Origin of the sequence: Pseudomonas sp. BP6 (genome assembly GCF_017875935.1) — a bacterium.
In the GTDB taxonomy this organism is placed as follows: Bacteria; Pseudomonadota; Gammaproteobacteria; order Pseudomonadales; family Pseudomonadaceae; genus Aquipseudomonas; species Aquipseudomonas putida_Y.
Window position 1 is genome coordinate 4,556,197 of the sequence record NZ_JAGINI010000001.1, and the last position, 18,648, is coordinate 4,574,844.

Sequence of the window (18,648 nt, forward strand, 5' to 3'; positions counted from 1 at the left end):
GAACCCGCTCCTACGACGACCTGCGTCCAACCACCGATGCTTATGCAGGAGCGGGCTATCAATGAGCCCAAGGCAGGATCGGAATGGCAGTCACCGCATTCTGCGGGCTGCCTTCGATCATGCGGTCGCTGTAGACCAGGTACACCAGCGTGTTGCGCTTCTTGTCGAGAAAGCGCACCACCTGCATGGTCTTGAACACCAGCGAGGTGCGTTCCTTGAACACTTCCTCGCCATCCTTGAGCTCACCCTTGAAGTTGATCGGCCCGACCTGACGACAGGCAATCGATGCCTCCGCCCGGTCCTCGGCAAGCCCCAAGCCCCCCTTTACCCCGCCAGTCTTGGCACGCGACAGATAGCACGTCACGCCCTCTACCTTCGGGTCGTCGAACGCCTCGACCACAATGCGGTCGTTCGGCCCGAGGAACTTGAACACGGTGGACACCTGGCCGACCTCTTCGGCGCCGGCCAACATCGGCAGCACGCACGCTGCCACAGCGATTACGTTCTTCAGCAGGCTCATACCAGCACCAGATTGTCGCGGTGTACAAGTTCCGGCTCGGCGCTGTAGCCAAGGATCGACTCGATGGCGTCGGACGACTGACCAATGATCTTCTGCGCCTCCAGGGCGCTGTAGTTGGCCAGGCCGCGAGCCACTTCAACACCGTCCGGGCCGACGCACACCACCATCTCGCCACGACGGAAACTGCCCTGCACAGTCTTCACGCCAACCGGCAACAAGCTCTTGTTGGCCTGGCGCAGCGCTTGCACGGCACCGGCATCCAGCACCAGGGTGCCACGGGTTTGCAGGTGACCGGCCAGCCACTGCTTGCGCGCAGCGAGCATGCCGCGCTCAGGGGACAGCAAGGTACCCAGGCGCTCGCCCGCCTTCAGGCGGTCCAGTACGCGTTCGATGCGGCCACCGATAATGATGGTGTGGGCACCGGAACGGGCAGCCAGGCGCGCCGCACGCAGCTTGGTCTGCATGCCGCCACGGCCCAGGGCACCACCGGTACTACCGGCCACGGCATCCAGTGAGGGGTCGTCGGCACGGGCTTCGTAGATCAACTGGGCTTCGGGGTTGTTGCGCGGGTCGGCATCGAACATACCATCGCGGTCGGTGAGGATCACCAGCAGGTCGGCCTCGACCAGGTTGGCCACCAGCGCCGCCAGGGTGTCGTTGTCGCCGAAGCGGATCTCGTCGGTGACCACGGTGTCGTTTTCGTTGATCACCGGCACCACGCCCAGATCGACCAAGGTGCGAAGGGTGCTGCGGGCATTCAGGTAACGCTTGCGGTCGGACAGGTCGTCATGGGTCAGCAGGATCTGCGCGGTGTGCTTCCCGTGCTCCCCAAAGCTCGACTCCCAGGCCTGCACCAGGCGCATCTGGCCGAGCGAGGCAGCCGCCTGCAGCTCGTTCATCGCGCTCGGTCGCTTGGTCCAGCCCAGCTGGCTCATGCCGGCGGCCACGGCCCCGGAGGAGACCAGTACCAACTCCACGCCTGCCTCACGCAGCGCGACCATCTGCTCGACCCAAACGGCCATTGCACCGCGGTCGAGGCCCTTGCCATCGGCGGTCAGCAGAGCACTGCCAATCTTAACGACCCAGCGCTTGGCGCCCGTCACCTTGCTTCGCATCTTCTTCCAACCTATGTCGAATCTGTAGATACCGTGGATACAAAAACGCCGCTCCAGAGAGCGGCGTTTAGTGTACTGCAACCGATCAGTCGCGCACGTAAATGATTTCCGGACCGTCTTCGTCGTCCTCGAAATCATCGTCCCAACCGTCATCGTCGCCGATGTCGTGCACGCTCTTGACGCCGGTACGACGCAGGGTGCGGGCGTCGTCCAGGGCCTGCAGCTGGGCACGGGCTTCGTCTTCGATGCGCTGGTCGAGGTCGGCCAGCTCTTCGGCGTAGGCCGGGTCGTTGGCCAGGCGGTCGGCGCGGTCTTCGAGGTAGCGCATCAGGTCGTGGCTGAGCTTGTCGGTGCCCTGCTTGGAAATAGCCGAGATCACGTAGACCGGGCCTTCCCACTCCAGACGATCGATCACTTCCTGCACACGTTCGTCACGCTCGTCGTCCATGACCATATCGGCCTTGTTCAGCACCAGCCAGCGCTCACGCTCGGCCAGCGACGGGCTGAAGCGGGTCAGCTCGTTGACGATGACTTCGGCGGCATCGGCCGGGCTGCTTTCGTCCAGCGGCGCGATGTCCACCAGATGCAGCAGCACCCGCGTACGCGCCAGGTGCTTGAGGAAGCGGATACCCAGGCCGGCACCTTCAGAGGCGCCTTCGATCAGGCCGGGGATGTCGGCGATGACGAAGCTCTTCCAGCGGTCGACGCTGACCACGCCCAGGTTTGGCACCAGGGTAGTGAACGGGTAGTCGGCGACTTTCGGCTTGGCGGCCGAGACCGAACGGATGAAGGTACTCTTGCCGGCGTTGGGCAAGCCCAGCAAGCCGACGTCGGCCAACACCTTCATTTCCATCTTCAGGTCACGCTGCTCACCCGGTTTGCCTGGGGTGGTCTGGCGCGGCGCACGGTTGGTGCTCGACTTGAAACGGGTGTTGCCCAGCCCGTGCCAGCCACCTTGCGCGACCATCAGCTTCTGGCCGGGGGTAACCAGGTCACCGATCACTTCCTGGGTGGAAGCGTCAATCACGGTAGTGCCGACCGGCACGCGCAGGAACAGGTCTTCACCCTTCTTGCCGGTGCAGTCGGTGCTACCGCCGTTGGAGCCACGCTGGGCTTCATGGTGACGGGTGTAGCGGTAGTCGACCAGGGTGTTCAGGTTATCGTCGGCAATCATGTACACCGAGCCGCCGTCACCGCCGTCACCGCCGTTAGGGCCGCCGTTCTCGATGAACTTCTCGCGACGGAAGCTCATGCAACCGTTGCCACCGTCACCGGCCTTGACCCGAATGGATACTTCGTCAACAAACTTCATTAAAACCGCCTCTCGTCGGTAGACGAGCTGAATGACTCAAAAACATGAGGCTCTTGCAAAAATGAGCGCGGCGGCCCCGTACGACCGTAGAAACCAACGCCGGCAACCCAGACAAACAGCTTTGCAAGAGGCTCACCACAAACGAAAAAGCCCCGTCGCATGACGGGGCTTCTGGAGCGACGTCGCGATTAAGCGGCGACGATGCTCACGTAACGGCGCATGAACTCGCCTTTCTTCTCGAACTTGATCACGCCTTCGATCTTGGCGAACAAGGTGTGGTCCTTGCCCATGCCAACGCCGTAGCCAGCGTGGAATTCGGTACCGCGCTGACGGACGATGATGTTGCCTGGCTTGATAACCTGGCCGCCATACATCTTCACGCCAAGGCGTTTCGATTCTGAGTCGCGACCGTTACGAGTACTACCACCAGCCTTCTTGTGAGCCATGGTTCAATTCTCCAAATAAATTCAGGGGATCTAGGGGATTAAGCCTGGATGCCGGTGATTTTGATCTCGGTGAACCACTGGCGGTGGCCCATACGCTTCATGTGGTGCTTACGACGACGGAACTTGATGATGCGAACCTTGTCGTGGCGGCCTTGCGAAACGACTTCGGCCACTACTTTAGCGCCAGCAACAACTGGAGCACCGATGGTGACTTCTTCACCGTTGGCGACCAGCAGAACGCGATCGAAGGTCACGGATTCGCCAGTGGCGACTTCCAGTTTTTCGATCTTGAGGAATTCACCTTCAGCGACTTTGTACTGCTTGCCGCCGGTAACGATTACTGCGTAAGACATGGTATTTCTCCGATAATCCTGCTCACCCAGCGCTTTATATGATGAGTATTGGCTGGCATGGCTGCACAGGGCTGGAACGGCCCGGCGCAATTGCGTAAGGCAGGTGCTGCCCAGGAAGTTAGGGTGCGCGATTGTACGCAACCGCGGTTTTGCTTGCAAGTGCCGCCCCCGGCCAGCTGGCACCGCGCCTTGACACACCGGGACCCGCGACCTAGCATGCCGCGCAACCTCACTGGAGCAGCCGATGCAACCCCAAACCTTCTACCGCGCGGTGGCTGATGATTTCAGCGCCGTCGACGAGATCATCAAGAAGCAGCTGACCTCGCGCGTGCCGCTGGTATCGAAGATCGGCGACTATATCACGTCCGCCGGTGGCAAGCGCCTGCGTCCCCTGCTGGTACTGCTGTGTGGCAAGGCCCTGGGCCGCGAAGGCGACGACCTGCGCCTGCTGGCCGCCACCATCGAGTTCCTGCACACCGCCACCCTGCTGCACGACGACGTGGTCGACATGTCCGGTATGCGCCGTGGCCGCTCTACCGCCAATGCCCTGTGGGGCAACGCGCCAAGCGTACTGGTGGGCGACTTCCTTTATTCGCGCTCGTTCGAAATGATGGTCGAACTGGGCTCGATGCCGGTCATGCAGATCCTGTCCAAGGCCACCCGGGTGATTGCCGAAGGTGAAGTGCTGCAACTGTCGCGTGTACGCGACGCCAGCACCACCGAGGAAGTCTACATGGAGGTCATTCGCGGCAAGACGGCGATGCTGTTCGAAGCCTCTACCCACAGCGCTGCGGCGCTGGCCCAGGCCACCGACGAGCAGCGCGAAGCCCTGCGGACCTTTGGCGACCATCTGGGCGTGGCCTTCCAGCTGGTCGACGACCTGCTGGACTACAAGGGTGACTCGCAGACCCTGGGCAAGAACGTCGGTGACGACCTGGCCGAGGGCAAGCCTACCCTGCCGCTGATCTACACCATGCGCGAAGGCTCTGCCGAGCAGGCTGCACTGGTACGCCAGGCGATCCAGAAGGGTGGCCTGGAGGATCTGGAGCAGATTCGCGTTGCGGTCGAGGAATCGGGCGCACTGAAGTACACCGCCGAGCTGGCGCGCGATTACGTGAAACGCGCCATCGCCTGCCTCGAAGTGCTGCCTGCCAGTGAATACCGGGATGCGCTGGTTGAGCTGAGTGAGTTTGCGGTCGCGCGTACGCACTGACAGACCGAGTCGCATTCATTCGCGGGCAAGCCCGCTCCTACACCATCTGTGGGAGCAGGCTTGCCCGCGATGCTTTTGTCCGGACATAATCCCTTCCGGGAAAATACCTTTTACAATGTGGGCTTTTAACCGCCCGTCTGTTTGTTTGAGGAACCGAAGTGAGCACTCTGCCACCCTGCCCAAAATGCAACTCCGAATACACCTACGAGGATGGCACTCAGCTGATCTGCCCTGAATGCGCCCACGAGTGGTCGGCCAGCGGCGATGCCGAGGCGGCCAGCGACGAGGTGGTGAAAAAGGATTCGGTCGGCAACATCCTGCAGGACGGTGACACCGTTACCGTGATCAAGGACCTCAAGGTCAAAGGTTCGTCGCTGGTAGTCAAGGTCGGCACCAAGGTCAAGAACATCCGCCTGTGCGATGGCGACCACGACATCGACTGCAAAATCGACGGCATCGGGGCCATGAAACTGAAGTCCGAGTTCGTCCGCAAAGTCTGATCACAGAAAAATCCGGCAATTGGCGCTTGCCATTCTAGTAATAAGAATTATTCTCATTGGAACTGCTATCCAAGGAGAATCGCCATGACTTATCTGATCGACGCCTGGCTGGAACGCCCTCACCCCTACCTGCGCATTCTTCATCGGGAAACCGGCGAAGTGTGCGCGGTCCTTGAAGAAGCAGCCCTCGACGAACTGCGTGACCAGGGTGACCTGGACATGAGCGGGCTGAATTCGAGTGAGCCGGGGGTGCTCAAGGAACTGGTACGGAATCTGTTCCTGTTCTGCTATTCGCGGGCATTGCGCCCTGGGGGGACAGACTGGAATTGAGGCCGGCAGGGCCGGCCTCTTCGCGGGTGACCCCTACCCCTACAGGGAGGAGCGGGTTTACTCGCGAACGGGCCGCAAAGCGGCCCCAACGACCTTACAGAACGTCGAGCAGCTCGACGTCGAACACCAGTACGCTGTGCGGCGGGATGCTGCCAACGCCTTGGGCGCCGTAAGCCAGCTCGCTTGGCACGTACAGGCGCCATTTGCTGCCAGCGTTCATCAGCTGCAGGGCTTCGGTCCAGCCAGCGATCACGCCGCCTACCGGGAACTCAGCCGGCTGGCCACGCTCGTAGGAGCTGTCGAACACGGTGCCGTCGATCAGGGTGCCGTGGTAGTGGGTACGCACGTTGTCTTCGCGAGACGGCTTGGCGCCTTCGCCGGCGGTCAGCACTTCGAACTGCAGGCCCGAAGCCAGCGTGGTGATGCCTTCACGCTTGGCGTTCTCGACCAGGAATTCCTTGCCAGCGGCAGCGGCGGCTTCGGCCTTGGCTGCAGCTTCGGCTTGCATCACCTCGCGGATGACCTTGAAGCTGGCCGACAGGTCGGCTTCGCTGACGCGGCTGTCGGCACCGTTGAAGGCATCGGTCAGGCCGGCCAGGATGGCTTCCAGGCTGACGCCAGGTGGCGGGTTGTCGCGCAGCTGGCCGCCCAGCTGACGGCCGATACCGTAGCTGACGCGAGTTTCATCGGTAGACAGGTTGAGTTCGGACATTGTCGTGCTCCACTGCAGGGCGCAGTGCAGCCGCGCCCTTGATAAAAAGGGCGAGCAGCCTAGCACACTGGGGCGCTGCGAGCAGCTACCAGGCCGAACGCTGGGAAATCGGCACCTTCAGGTCTTCTTCCGGATGCGTCCCCATACCACACATTTCATCCTGCACCGACCAGTGCACCAGGTTCATCGAGACCATGGGGATGGTTTGCAGCAACTTGCGCGCATCTTCCACCGAGTGCACGCGCAAGCGTTCACCGCGGGTATCGGACAGGGGGTGAGGATGGCCTTTGACCCGGGCCTCGAGCAGGTAGTCACCGCCTTCGATGGCGATCAGGTTCAGTTCGTCGACATGGCCAGCCCTGGCCTCGGTATTGAGCTGATGCAGGTTCATGAGAGCACCTCGCGATGGGAACCACGCATGAGAGCTCATTTTTTGTACAGGAAGGGAGAATGCGCAAGGCATGACTGACGCCACTCGTCAGTTGAGCCTCGATCTCTGTGGGAGCGGGCGTGCCCGCGAAGCAGGCCACGCGGTGGCTGGCACCGGCTTTGCCGGTGTTCGCGGGCATGCCCGCTCCCACAGGAGTTGCAGTGAGGCCTGGCGGGACTCAGTGCTTGGTCAGCTTGTCCAGGTAGCCCATGCAAAACGCCGAGACCACGAAGGTCATGTGGATGATCACATACCACATCAGGTAATCGGTGGAGATGTTCTGCGCATCCATGAACACCCGCAGCAGGTGAATGGACGAAATCGCCACGATCGACGCGGCAACCTTCATCTTCAGCGACGAGGAGTCCATCTTGCCCAGCCAGTTGAGCTTTTCCTTACTCTCATCGATGTCCAGTTGCGAGACGAAGTTCTCGTAGCCGGAAATCATCACCATCACCAGCAAGCCACCGACCAGCGACATGTCGATCAGAGACAGGATCACCAGGATCAGGTCAGCTTCGCTCAGCGCGAAGACATTGGGCAGGACGTGGACCACTTCCTGGAAAAATTTCAGCGCCAGAGCCAGCAGGCCGAGGGACAAGCCGAAGTAGATCGGTGCGAGCAGCCAGCGCGAGGCATACATCGCGTTTTCGAGGATACGTTCCATGAAGTTCAGGACTCATCAGGTGACTAAAAAAGCGACGGCGAGTATAGCCAGCCACCTGTTACAGCAAAAGCCCGGGGCCGCTTTGCGGCCCCGACATTCTTCAGGTCTCAGGATGAAACTGGTAATCCCCAAGGTTCCGGCACCGCTCGCCATTGATCCGCCGCAACTGCGCCTGCAAATGCAGACACCAGATCTGCGGGTCTTCGGCCACCTGATAACCATGCGTGGTCAGGCTGTCGACAATGGCATTGAGCACCGATTCGGCCACCAGCGGCCCGTGAAACGGCCCCTGTGCCTTGATCGCGGAGGGTTGTTCACCGGCCATGCCGGCGGCGAACAGCAGGGTCCACATGCCGTTATCCCCGGCCAGTGGACGAATGCTGCATTCGATACGAGTCACCAGGCCCAGGCACTGGCGTGTGAGGCTGAGGTTGCGCATGGCCGCGTCCCCTCCAAAGAGCCTTGTTCAGCCTGAGTATCAGGCTGTTTCCATCCTGAACCTGATTCTGTCCTTAAGTTCCAGCATAGAGGAATCGTTCAGAAAGATGAAAAACTGGCGCTGAACGGTAGCACATCGCCGCTAGCGCCAGTTTATTGACTCAGGCTGGTTTGGCCTGGGCAATCACGTCTTCAAGGCGTTCCTTTTCTGCCTTCTCGATATCTTCCTCGCTGATCATCTCGGCAATTTCACGCAGGCGCTCCACCACCCGGGCATTGACGCTGCCCTCGGTGAAAAGCCCTTTGTCGTCGAGTACCCCGGCCTCCTCGCCCACCAGCAGGCTCAGCGCCTCATCAGCCTGGCTGACCGCGTAGACGTGGAACATGCCGTTCTCCACCGCCTGCAACACGCGCTCGTCAAGCATCAGGGTGGCGACGTTGGCACGCGGAATGATCACCCCCTGCTCGCCGGTCAGGCCACGGGCCTCGCAGAGGCGGAAGAAGCCCTCAATCTTCTCGTGGACCCCACCCACCGCCTGCACTTCACCAAACTGGTTGATCGAGCCTGTGATGGCAAAGCACTGCTTGAGCGGCGTGCGCGACAAGGCCGAGATCAGCGTGCAGGCTTCGCCCAGCGAGGCGCTGTCGCCGTCCACGTAGCCGTAGGATTGCTCCAGGGCGATGCTCGCGGAGATCGCAAGCGGGAATTCCTGGGCATAGCGGCTGCCCAGGTAACCGGTGAGGATCATCACCCCTTTGGAGTGGATCGGTTGGCCAAGGTTGACCTCACGCTCGATATCGACAATACCGCTGCCGCCCGGGTACACGGTGGCCGAAATACGCGCTGGCATGCCGAACGCCGAGTCGCCCACTTCCAGCACGGTCAGCCCGTTGCACTTGCCGATGGCCGCGCCTTCTGTGTCGATCAGGATGATGCCGGCGAGCATGTCGTCCAGCACCCGTTGCGACACACGGCCGGTACGGGTGGCCTTGGCCTTGAGCGCCCGCTCGATGTGGCCTGCGTCGGTCATTTCGTCACTGGCCAGTTGGCGAATGAAATCAGCCTCGCTGACCAGCTGGAACAGGTCGCCGATACGCGCCGACAGGCGCGACTGGTTCTCGGCCAGACGAGCACTGTAGGTGGCCAGACGCGCCACCGCGTCGCTGGTCAGCGGCGCCATGCCCTCTTCGTTGGTGCGAGTGCGCAACAGTTGGGCGAACTGCTCCAGGTTCTCGTCGACCATCGGCATGTCTTCATCGAAGTCCACCAGCACGCGGAACATCTCCTGGAAGTCCGGGTCGTGGTCCTGCAGTGCGTAGTACAGCTGGCGCGAGCCGATGATCACCAGTTTGACGTTCAGCGGAATCACCTGCGGCTGCAGGCTGACGGAGGCAACACGGCCCAGCTCACCGATTGGCGACTCCATCTTCAGCTTGCGCGACTGCAACGCACGCTTGAGCGCATCCCATACGAACGGCTCGCCCAGCATCTTCTCGGCTTCGAGAATCAGGAAGCCGCCGTTGGCCCGGTGCAGCGCGCCTGGGCGCAGTTGGCGATAGGAGGTATACAGCGCACCTTGGTCGGTGCTGTATTCGATACGGCCAAACAAATTGTCGTAGGTCGGGTGCGGCTCGAACACCACCGGCGCGCCACCGTCAGCGTGGTGGCCCACCACCAGGCTGGGCGCATACTGCTCTTCGAGCAGCTTGCGGGCCACGGCGTCGGACTTGGTGTCATCGACCAGTTGCTCGACCAAGGTACGCAACAGGTTCATTTGCACCGATTGCAGGTAGGCGCAAACCGCCGCGTTTTCGGCGTACTTTTCCGACAGCGGCGCCAGCAACGGCTGCAGCGTCAGCGTGATGGTTTCTTCGTTGAGCTGGCGCAGCTGGTTGTTCGATTCGCGCTTCCATTGCGGCAGGCTGGCCAGTTCTTCGTTAAGGCGCTCCTCAAGCAGGGCAATGTCCTCGTGGAACTGCTCGCGCACCTCTTCCGGCAATTGGGCAAATTCCGCTTCATCCAGCGCCTTGCCATCAGCCATCGGCGTGAAGGCGACGTTGCTGGCATCGCGGTACAAGGCCACGTCCTTTTCCAGCGACGCGCGCTCGATCACATCCAGCGCGCGGTCATAACGCTGGTTGAAAGCGCGGTCGATGGCGCCCTTCTTCTGCTGGTAGGACGGATGTTCGAACACCGCCGGGAACGTCGACAGCAGGTTGTCGATCAATCCGCCCATGTCGCTGATGAACTCGGCGGCGCTCCCGGACGGCAGCTCCAGTGCGCGTGGTTCACGGGTGTCGTCGAAGTGGTTGACGTAGACCCAGTCGGCCGGGGTCTGCTGGCGCTTGCCCTCGGCCTTGAGGTAGCGCTTGACGAACGAGAAGCGCCCGGTGCCGGGCTCGCCCATCACGTACACATTGTAACCGGGGCGCGGCATGGCCACGCCGAACTGCAGGGCCTCGACAGCACGTTCCTGGCCCAGGACTCCGCGAAACGGCTCCAGATCGTCGGTATGGGTAAAAGCAAACTGCTCGGGGGAGAAACGCCGGGTCAGGGCTTCAGGCGCAAGACGCAGGCGCGCAGCGACAGGATCGGGCATTGGGTTTCCTTACTTCGGCGGGGCAGATAAGCAGCATTCTGGCGCTGCCCGCGCGCGCCTTGCAAGGCTCCACGGGACTTTATGTCGCAGCCGGTGCAGTCATGTGACAGCAAATTTTTCGCAATCAACAACGCAACCTTTAGATCATGCCTAAACTCCAAGCTGCGCGGGTGGGTGAAAAGCTTTCCCGACCTGGCAACCGAGTTGCCAGAAACCCTGACCCTTGGTTAAGACAAAGAGAACAAATGCTATGAAACGGATTCTTCTGGGTACTCTGTTCACCGTAGTCTCGCTGAACGCCATGGCCGAAGCGCCAGGCGGCCCGAACTGCGGCTGGGGCAACATGCTGTTCGAAGGCCAGCGCGGCACGCCGGCACACTTCCTGGCCTCTACCACCAACGGCACCTCCGGTAACGCCACCTTCGGCATGACCTCCGGTACCAACGGCTGCTCGACCAGGGCTTCGCTGACCTATGGCGGCAAGTCCTGGTTCGCCATGAACGGCATGATGAACGAGCTGTCCGAAGACATGGCCATGGGCCAGGGCGAAGCTCTGACCACCTATGCCGTCGTTCTCGGCGTAGCGCCGGAGGACCGCAGCTACTTCAACTCGGTCACCCACCAGCACTTCAACCAGATCTTCAGCAGCGCCGACGTCACTGCCGAAACTGTCCACAGCAACACCCTGGCCGTTCTGAAGAGCGACCCACGCCTGGCCAAATACGCTACCGAGGCCTAAGCACAGCTGCTCCCGCCCCACCTGGGGCGGGTTTCGCCTTTTTCGGCATCGTCAAGAAGTAGTTGCCCGATATGCTCAAACGCTTTGCTTGCCTGGCGCTGTGTGCCTGCGCCCCTGTTCATGCCGCCCCTGTGCTGGATCCAGGCCGTCTCCAGCAATTGGCCAATACCCCTTACTGGCTCGCCATTGGTCATTACGAAACCGCCAAGCTCGGCGGCTGGCGCAGCTATGTGGATGATGATGCGTTCTTCCTCGCCGCAGAGGGCGCGCACCATCCGGACCAGGAGCTCAAGGCTACGGTCGACGCGCTGTATGCCCCGGCCAGCCTCGGTGACAAGCACGCCCAGTGCGTATTCCCCGCGCGCACCCGCTGGCTGCGCGAACAGCTCGACCTGCAAGACTTGCCGCAACCGGATTGCCAGGAATTCAAGACCTGGTACCAGTCGATCGACCCGCACAGCGCCGCGTTGATCTTCCCGGCAGCCTACCTGAACAGCCCGTCGTCGATGTTCGGTCACACCCTGCTGCGCATCGACCAGTCCAACACCCGCAGCGACGACACCACGCTGCTGAGCTACGCGATCAACTTCGGTGCCTATATCGAAGGCAGCGACAACAGCATCCTGTATGCCTGGAAAGGCCTGATGGGTGGCTACCCAGGGCTGTTCGCGCTAATGCCCTACCAGGAAAAACTGTCCGAATACCGCAGCCTGGAAAACCGCGACCTGTGGGAATACCAGCTGGACCTGACCCCCGAAGAAACCGGACGCATGGTCGAGCACGTATGGGAGTTGAAGCAGATCCAGTTCGATTACTTCTTCTTCGACGAGAACTGCTCGTATCGTCTGCTGGAGCTGCTGCAAGTGGCCCGGCCGAGCCTGGACCTGACGTCTCAGTTCCCGCTGACCGCCATTCCCACCGACACGGTAAAAGCCGTGAAACAGTCTGGCCTGGTCGCCAGCGAAACTTACCGCCCCTCTCGCGAACGTGAATTGCTGGCCAGGGCCGAGCCACTCGAGCTCAACGAAAAGCGCCAGGTGCTGGCTGTAAGCGCCGACACTGCGCAATTGCAAAGCCCTGAATTCCAGGCGCTGCCTCGTGAACGCCAAGCATTGGTGCAAGATGCCGCGTATCGCCTTGAGCGGTATCGGGCCAATGGCCAGGAACGCGATCCAGGACAGGCCAAGCGCAGCTTCGAGTTGCTACGGGCGATCAACAGCAACCCACCGCCCCCCCTGCAGATCGAGCGCCCCGGGTTGCCCGAGGATGGCCATGACTCGCGCACCTGGCAGTTGGGCGTGGGCACCCGCGAAGACCGCGCCTACGCCGAATATGGCCTGCGCATGGCCTACCACGACCTGAATGACAACGCCTATGGCTTCCCGCTGGGCGCACAGATCGAAATCCTGCAATTGAAGCTGCGCCAGTATGAAGGCAATGATTGGCAGGTGCAGCGCCTGGACCTGGCCACCATCCGTTCACTGACACCCCGTAACGAGCTGCTCAAGCCTTGGTCATGGCAAGTGGCTGGCGGGCTGGAGCGGGTACCGGGCAAGCATGACGACGAAGTGCTGGTGAGCCATGTGAATGGCGGCGCTGGCGGCACCTGGCAGCTGGCCGACGGTTTGCTGGGATTTGCCTTGGGCACGGTGCGGGTCGAGCATCACAACGACTTCGCTCAATTCATTGCCCCGGCGGCAGGCTTCAATGGCGGCCTGCTCTGGCGCAACGCGCTGGGCAACATGACGCTGGAGGCCAAGGGCGATTACTTCACCAACGGCGAAGTGCGGCGCAGTGTAAGCCTGAACCAGCAGTGGGAAATCAGCCAGAACCTTGGGCTTCGGTTGAGCGCTTCGCGTGAGTTCAGCCACCTGGCCACGGCACAGAACGAGGTGATGCTCGAGCTGAAGTGGTATCACTACTGAGGCCGCTTTGCGGCCTTTCGCGGGCACGCCCGCTCCCACAGGGTCCCCACAGGATTCGAGGCCTGGCAAGTACCTGTGGGAACGGGCTTGCCCGCGAATTGGCCGGTTAGGCTAGCAAAGCAGTATGACCGAACCAACTCTTTGACACTGTTTTGACACCTACCCGACAAATAGCCACCTAGACTTTCCACCATCAACTGGAGGGTTTTGTGGCTATGTCGCGGTACTGGTTCGGCGTGTGCGTCGCGTTGTTGCTGTCAGGTTGCGAAACCACCCACGAGCAGATGGTCAACCACGGTTACCCTCCCGCCTATGCGGATGGCTTCCAGGACGGCTGCAGCAGTGGCCGCCAGGCGGCCGGGCTGATGGTAGGCAACTTCCGCAAAAACGTACCGCGCTACCTGCACGAGCGTCAGTACGAAACCGGCTGGGACGATGGCTTCCGCCAGTGTCATGCCATGCAGAACAGCGAAGAACAGCGCCAATACCACGAGCGTTTCTGGGACCAGCGTGACCGCGAGTGGGAGCAGGAAAAAGACCGCGGCGCAGCCAAGGCCTATCGCCACAACTGAGTCGCAAACGGACATTCCTTTAAACCGGCGGCCTGCCATGATGGTCTCACGCACAAGGAGGCCCTTCATGAGCCGAGCATTCGTCAACGAAGACCAAGCCGCCGCCCAGGCCGACCAACCGGTTGAGCGGCGCATCAGCGAACAACCCAACTACGTCACCGCCAGCGGCCTGCGCCAGCTGCAAACGCGTGTGGCCGAGCTGAATGCCTTGCGCAGCGAACTGCAGGCGCAGGGCGAACGGGGTGACAAGCAACGGCTGGCCGATACCGAGCGGGATCTGCGCTACTTCAGCGCGCGGGTGCAAAGCGCCCAGGTGGTACCCGCGGCGACTTCCCATAGCAAGGTACAGATTGGTAGCCGGGTGCGGTTTGTCGATGCGCAGGACCAGGAGCAGGTGGTGCAGCTGGTGGGCGAGGATGAGGCGGATGCCGGGCGGGGCTTGATCAACTGGGGTTCGCCATTGGGGCGGGCATTGCTCGGGGCTGGGCCGGGTGATGAGGTGGTCTGGCAGCGGCCGGTGGGGGAACAGGTGATAGAGGTGGTTGAGATTCTGGGTGAGGGTTGAGGGCCTGGGGCTGCTTTGCAGCCCATCGCGACGCAAGGCCGCTCCCACAGGCCCTTGACTGCCCCCAAGGGTTGGATGGGTGTCCAACTTCTCGGGTGCAGTCCAGCCTGTGGGAGCGGCCTTGCGTCGCGATGGGCCGCAAAGCGGCCCCCTACCGTCTCAGATCAGACCACGCCCTGAGCCAGCATCGCATCGGCCACTTTCACGAAGCCCGCGATGTTCGCACCCTTGACGTAGTTGATACGACCATCAGCCTCTTCACCGTAGTGCACGCATGCATGGTGAATTGACTGCATGATGCTGTGCAGCTTGCTGTCCACTTCACCGGCAGTCCACAGCAGGCGCATGGCGTTCTGCGACATTTCCAGGCCCGACACGGCGACGCCGCCGGCATTGGAGGCCTTGCCAGGGGCATACAGAATGCCGGCGTCCAGGAAGATATCCACAGCCTCGAGGGTAGTCGGCATGTTGGCGCCTTCGGCCACACAGATGCAGCCGTTTCGCAGCAAGGTGCGGGCATCTTCAGCGCCCAGCTCGTTCTGCGTGGCGCACGGCAAGGCGATGTCGCACGGCAGGCTCCAAGGGGTCTGGCCCTTGCGGAACTCCAGGCCGAACTGCCCGGCCAGCTCGCTGATACGGCCACGCTTGACGTTTTTCAGCTCCATCAAGGCGTCCCACTGGGCGTCGGTCAGCCCGGCTTCTGCATACAAGGTACCTTCAGAGTCAGACAGCGAGATCACCTTGCCGCCCAGGTCCATGACCTTGCGCGCAGCATACTGGGCGACGTTGCCCGAACCAGACACCGCCACGCGGCGGCCGTCGATACGCTTGTCCTGACGCTTGAGCATTTCTTCGGCGAAGTAAACGCAGCCATAGCCGGTGGCTTCCGGACGGATCAGGCTGCCGCCATAGGTCATGCCCTTGCCGGTCAGCACCGAGGTGAACTGGTTGGCCAGGCGCTTGTACTGGCCAAACATGAAGCCGATTTCGCGGGCACCCACGCCGATGTCACCGGCCGGTACGTCGCAGTCGGCGCCGATGTGGCGATACAGCTCGCTCATGAACGCCTGGCAGAAGCGCATCACTTCAGCGTCGCTCTTGCCTTTCGGGTCAAAGTCCGAGCCGCCCTTGCCGCCGCCCATGGGCAGCGAGGTCAGCGAGTTCTTGAACACCTGCTCGAAGGCCAGGAACTTCAGCACGCTGAGGTTCACCGACGGGTGGAAGCGCAGGCCACCCTTGTACGGGCCAATGGCACTGCTCATCTGAATGCGGTAACCGCGGTTGACCTGCACCTTGCCCTGGTCATCGACCCAGGAGACGCGGAACAGCAAGGCGCGCTCAGGCTCGACCATGCGCTCCAGGATACCGGACTGCAGGTAGTGGGGGTTGGCTTCAAGGAATGGCCACAGGGTGCGAAGCACCTCTTCTACGGCCTGGTGGAATTCTGGTTGACCAGGGTCACGCTGCTTTAGGCGTGCAAGGAAATCGTCGACAGATTCGATCATGGTAGACATCTCACCAAGAGGATTGGACTTATTGGTTTTTTCAGGAATGTACCAAGAAGCAATCGCACCGGAACAGGGCGAGATGTCGTTTTTATGAAATTATTTGGTGCGTTTTATGTAAGTGTATACAAAATCCATCGCGATTATCCCGCTCCCTGCCTTCCGCCAGGCACAAAAATGGGGCCCTTTGTGGCCCCATATTTGTGCACCAGTAAACCGGCTTACTGGGCCAGTTTCTTGTGCCGTACACGGTGCGGCTGGGCAGCAGCATCACCCAGACGCTTCTTGCGGTCGGCTTCGTACTCGGTGTAGTTACCCTCGAAGAAGACCACGTTCGAGTCGTCTTCGTACGCCAGGATGTGGGTAGCCACGCGGTCCAGGAACCAACGGTCGTGGGAAATCACGATCGCGGCGCCCGGGAAGTCCAGCAGGGCTTCTTCCAGCGAACGCAGGGTTTCGACGTCGAGGTCGTTGGACGGTTCGTCGAGCAGCAGAACGTTACCGCCTTCCTTCAGGGTCAGGGCCAGGTGCAGGCGGCCACGCTCACCACCGGACAGGTCCTTGACGAACTTCTGCTGATCGCCACCTTTGAAGTTGAAGCGGCCAACGTAGGTACGCGAAGGGATCTCGTAGTTGCCGATGCGGATCTGGTCGGAACCGTCGGAGATCTGCTGGAACACGGTCTTGGCGCCGTCCAGGTCCTCACGGCTCTGGTCCACACAGGCCAACTGCACGGTTTCACCGATCTCGATGCTGCCCGAGTCCGGCTGCTCCTTGCCCATCAACATGCGGAACAGGGTCGACTTACCGGCACCGTTACCACCGATCACGCCAACGATGGCGCCTTTGGGCATGGCGAACGACAGGTTGTCGATCAGCACACGGTCGCCATAACCCTTGGTGACGTTCTTGAACTCGATAACCTTGTCACCCAGGCGCGGACCGGCCGGGATGTAGATTTCGTTGGTTTCGCTGCGCTTCTGGAATTCCTGCGACTGCATTTCTTCAAAGCGCTGCAGACGGGCCTTGGACTTGGACTGGCGGGCTTTGGCGCCTTTGCGCACCCACTCCAGTTCCTCTTTCATGGCCTTCTCGTGGGCGCTCTGCTGCTTGGATTCCTGCGCCAGACGCTCCGACTTGGCTTCCAGCCAGCCCGAGTAGTTGCCTTCGTACGGGATGCCGGCGCCACGGTCCAGCTCCAGGATCCAGCCGGCGACGTTGTCGAGGAAGTAACGGTCGTGGGTAATGGCTACCACGGTGCCCGGGAAGTCGTGCAGGAAGCGCTCCAGCCAGGCCACCGAGTCGGCGTCCAGGTGGTTGGTCGGTTCGTCGAGCAGCAGCATGTCGGGGGCCGACAGCAGCAGGCGGCACAGGGCCACACGGCGCTTCTCGCCACCGGACAGGTGTTCGATGCGCGCGTCCCAGGCGGGCAGGCGCAGGGCGTCGGCAGCGACGTCCAGCTGGCGCTCCAGGTTATGGCCATCAGCGGCCTGCAGGATGGCTTCCAGCTTGGCCTGCTCGGCGGCCAGCTTGTCGAAGTCGGCATCCGGCTCGGCGTAGGCAGCGTAGACCTCGTCCAGGCGGGCCTGGGCGTCCTTGATGACGCTGACCGCTTCCTCGACCACTTCGCGCACGGTCTTGGTTGGGTCCAGTTGCGGTTCCTGTGGCAGGTAACCCACGTTGATGTCGGGCATCGGACGGGCTTCGCCGTCAAATTCCTTGTCGACGCCCGCCATGATCCGCAGCAGGGTCGATTTACCGGCGCCGTTCAGGCCAAGTACGCCAATTTTGGCGCCTGGGAAGAACGACAGGGAAATGTTCTTGAGAATTTCCCGCTTCGGCGGCACGACCTTGCTCAGCCGATGCATGGTGTAGACGTATTGAGCCAAAACCAAGCCCTCTAATCAGATAGGTAAAGACATCGCCGATCGCCCCGGCAGCGTGGCCAGAGAGATATGTATTGGGGTGTCATTGAACAAAGTCGACCATTCTACGCCAACGCGCGGCGTTGCATAGGAGGGGCCGATGGTGGGGTGTGATCGGGGTGATCCCTGGGGGGAATCTATTGCCTGTACCGGCCTCTTCGCGGCTAAAGCCGCTCCTACAGGGATCTGACTGCCTTCAAGGGCAATGCAGTACCTGTAGGAGCGGCTTTAGCCGCGAAAGGGCGGCACAGCAGCCGAAGAGGCTCAGACGTGACGCTGTTTGGCCTTGCCCCGCGGCAGGCGGCAACGGTCGCCCTGCTCGGCCAGGCGCGCGGCCCAGGCGGACTTCACGCTGAAGGCGCCGCTGCGGGCAGGTTGCTGCTCGGCCGCCTTGGCCGGTTTGCCAGGTGCAGGCGCAGTGCTGACCACCTTGGCTGCCGGCTTGACCGCCGGTACTGCAACAGCCGGCTTTACTGCCACCTTGGCAGTCTTGCGCAGTTCAGCCAGCGATGGGGCCTTGCTTTTGGCGGCAGCGGCCGCCTCGGGTTTGCCCAGCGAACGCTGGCAAGACTTGCAGGATACGTCCTCGGTCACGGCAGTGCTGACAAGGGTCTGACTGCTGCGCCCGCAGGCGGAATCGAGGCCATTGGAGGAAAAGTGAGTAACCAAAACCGAACATCTCCGATGCGTTGTCATGTGAAGCGGGCGCTATTCTCGCACAGGTTACAGGGGCTTGCCGAACCACCGGGCAGCCACCATCGGTCAGCATGGCTGGCACTTT

At 61.6% G+C, this 18,648-nt stretch carries 20 protein-coding genes; 7 read left to right on the forward strand and 13 right to left on the reverse strand.

The genetic code is table 11. The features are described from left to right. Window positions 1–58: 58 nt before the first annotated feature. The 5 genes from J3A98_RS20640 to rplU form a co-directional block, all read right to left on the reverse strand. Window positions 59–520, reverse strand: a complete 462-nt coding sequence (locus J3A98_RS20640) for a CreA family protein (protein WP_176685627.1) — start codon at window positions 518–520, stop codon at window positions 59–61. Continuing rightward, entirely contained in the window at window positions 517–1,635 is a 1,119-nt protein-coding gene (gene proB, locus J3A98_RS20645) for a glutamate 5-kinase (RefSeq protein ID WP_209968078.1), read from the reverse strand. Before proB ends, J3A98_RS20640 begins: the two co-directional genes overlap by 4 nt. An 85-nt stretch (window positions 1,636–1,720) precedes the next feature. Continuing rightward, the gene (gene cgtA / locus J3A98_RS20650) at window positions 1,721–2,947 is read right to left on the reverse strand and encodes an Obg family GTPase CgtA (RefSeq protein WP_176685625.1); all 1,227 of its coding nucleotides are present in this window, start codon (window positions 2,945–2,947) and stop codon (window positions 1,721–1,723) included. A gap of 188 nt (window positions 2,948–3,135) precedes the next feature. Further along, the gene (rpmA, locus tag J3A98_RS20655) at window positions 3,136–3,393 is read right to left on the reverse strand and encodes a 50S ribosomal protein L27 (RefSeq protein ID WP_003247464.1); all 258 of its coding nucleotides are present in this window, start codon (window positions 3,391–3,393) and stop codon (window positions 3,136–3,138) included. Between the two features lie 38 nt (window positions 3,394–3,431). Continuing rightward, the gene (gene rplU, locus J3A98_RS20660; protein ID WP_003247466.1) at window positions 3,432–3,746 is read right to left on the reverse strand and encodes a 50S ribosomal protein L21; all 315 of its coding nucleotides are present in this window, start codon (window positions 3,744–3,746) and stop codon (window positions 3,432–3,434) included. Window positions 3,747–3,990: 244 nt separating this feature from the next. Here rplU and J3A98_RS20665 point away from each other — a divergent pair, with 244 nt between their 5' ends. The 3 genes from J3A98_RS20665 to J3A98_RS20675 all read left to right on the forward strand — a co-directional run bounded on the left by J3A98_RS20665 (window position 3,991) and on the right by J3A98_RS20675 (window position 5,789). Next, window positions 3,991–4,959 carry a polyprenyl synthetase family protein gene (locus J3A98_RS20665; protein WP_209968080.1) on the forward strand — a complete coding sequence of 323 codons (969 nt, stop codon included), beginning with the start codon at window positions 3,991–3,993 and terminating at the stop codon, window positions 4,957–4,959. Window positions 4,960–5,117: 158 nt separating this feature from the next. Beyond that, the gene (locus J3A98_RS20670) at window positions 5,118–5,459 is read left to right on the forward strand and encodes a zinc ribbon domain-containing protein YjdM (RefSeq protein ID WP_009686103.1); all 342 of its coding nucleotides are present in this window, start codon (window positions 5,118–5,120) and stop codon (window positions 5,457–5,459) included. 84 nt (window positions 5,460–5,543) lie between these two features. Further along, a complete protein-coding gene (locus tag J3A98_RS20675; RefSeq protein WP_209968083.1) occupies window positions 5,544–5,789 on the forward strand; it encodes a hypothetical protein in 246 nt (81 codons plus the stop codon). A 94-nt stretch (window positions 5,790–5,883) separates the two neighbouring features. On the opposite strand, the gene J3A98_RS20680 is transcribed toward J3A98_RS20675, so the two are convergent. The 5 genes from J3A98_RS20680 to J3A98_RS20700 all read right to left on the reverse strand — a co-directional run bounded on the left by J3A98_RS20680 (window position 5,884) and on the right by J3A98_RS20700 (window position 10,636). Further along, a complete protein-coding gene (locus J3A98_RS20680) occupies window positions 5,884–6,501 on the reverse strand; it encodes an FKBP-type peptidyl-prolyl cis-trans isomerase (RefSeq protein ID WP_176685622.1) in 618 nt (205 codons plus the stop codon). Between the two features lie 85 nt (window positions 6,502–6,586). Further along, window positions 6,587–6,892, reverse strand: coding sequence for a DUF6482 family protein (locus J3A98_RS20685; protein ID WP_014589631.1), 306 nt, complete (start codon window positions 6,890–6,892; stop codon window positions 6,587–6,589). A 217-nt stretch (window positions 6,893–7,109) separates the two neighbouring features. Continuing rightward, a complete protein-coding gene (locus J3A98_RS20690; protein ID WP_003247486.1) occupies window positions 7,110–7,598 on the reverse strand; it encodes a TIGR00645 family protein in 489 nt (162 codons plus the stop codon). Between the two features lie 100 nt (window positions 7,599–7,698). Continuing rightward, on the reverse strand, window positions 7,699–8,037 hold the full coding sequence (locus J3A98_RS20695; RefSeq protein ID WP_176685621.1) for a hypothetical protein: 339 nt from the start codon (window positions 8,035–8,037) through the stop codon (window positions 7,699–7,701). 160 nt (window positions 8,038–8,197) lie between these two features. Continuing rightward, the gene (locus J3A98_RS20700; protein ID WP_209968085.1) at window positions 8,198–10,636 is read right to left on the reverse strand and encodes an ATP-binding protein; all 2,439 of its coding nucleotides are present in this window, start codon (window positions 10,634–10,636) and stop codon (window positions 8,198–8,200) included. Window positions 10,637–10,886: 250 nt separating this feature from the next. Between J3A98_RS20700 and J3A98_RS20705 the strand changes: the two genes are divergently transcribed. The 4 genes from J3A98_RS20705 (at window position 10,887) to J3A98_RS20720 (ending at window position 14,437) form a co-directional block, all read left to right on the forward strand. Next, window positions 10,887–11,375: a DUF3015 domain-containing protein gene (locus J3A98_RS20705; RefSeq protein ID WP_021784170.1), complete on the forward strand. Its 489-nt coding sequence runs from the start codon at window positions 10,887–10,889 to the stop codon at window positions 11,373–11,375. A gap of 71 nt (window positions 11,376–11,446) precedes the next feature. Next, window positions 11,447–13,300, forward strand: a complete 1,854-nt coding sequence (locus J3A98_RS20710; RefSeq protein ID WP_176685619.1) for a DUF4105 domain-containing protein — start codon at window positions 11,447–11,449, stop codon at window positions 13,298–13,300. Window positions 13,301–13,515: 215 nt separating this feature from the next. Next, the gene (locus J3A98_RS20715; protein ID WP_176685629.1) at window positions 13,516–13,872 is read left to right on the forward strand and encodes a hypothetical protein; all 357 of its coding nucleotides are present in this window, start codon (window positions 13,516–13,518) and stop codon (window positions 13,870–13,872) included. Window positions 13,873–13,939: 67 nt separating this feature from the next. Then, window positions 13,940–14,437, forward strand: a complete 498-nt coding sequence (locus J3A98_RS20720) for a GreA/GreB family elongation factor (RefSeq protein WP_176685618.1) — start codon at window positions 13,940–13,942, stop codon at window positions 14,435–14,437. Between the two features lie 164 nt (window positions 14,438–14,601). On the opposite strand, the gene gdhA is transcribed toward J3A98_RS20720, so the two are convergent. The 3 genes from gdhA to J3A98_RS20735 all read right to left on the reverse strand — a co-directional run bounded on the left by gdhA (window position 14,602) and on the right by J3A98_RS20735 (window position 18,536). Continuing rightward, window positions 14,602–15,942: an NADP-specific glutamate dehydrogenase gene (gdhA, locus tag J3A98_RS20725; protein ID WP_176685617.1), complete on the reverse strand. Its 1,341-nt coding sequence runs from the start codon at window positions 15,940–15,942 to the stop codon at window positions 14,602–14,604. Between the two features lie 221 nt (window positions 15,943–16,163). Further along, the gene (gene ettA / locus J3A98_RS20730) at window positions 16,164–17,831 is read right to left on the reverse strand and encodes an energy-dependent translational throttle protein EttA (protein ID WP_003247499.1); all 1,668 of its coding nucleotides are present in this window, start codon (window positions 17,829–17,831) and stop codon (window positions 16,164–16,166) included. Window positions 17,832–18,131: 300 nt separating this feature from the next. Further along, the gene (locus J3A98_RS20735; RefSeq protein WP_209968087.1) at window positions 18,132–18,536 is read right to left on the reverse strand and encodes a hypothetical protein; all 405 of its coding nucleotides are present in this window, start codon (window positions 18,534–18,536) and stop codon (window positions 18,132–18,134) included. Between the last annotated feature and the right edge of the window lie 112 nt (window positions 18,537–18,648).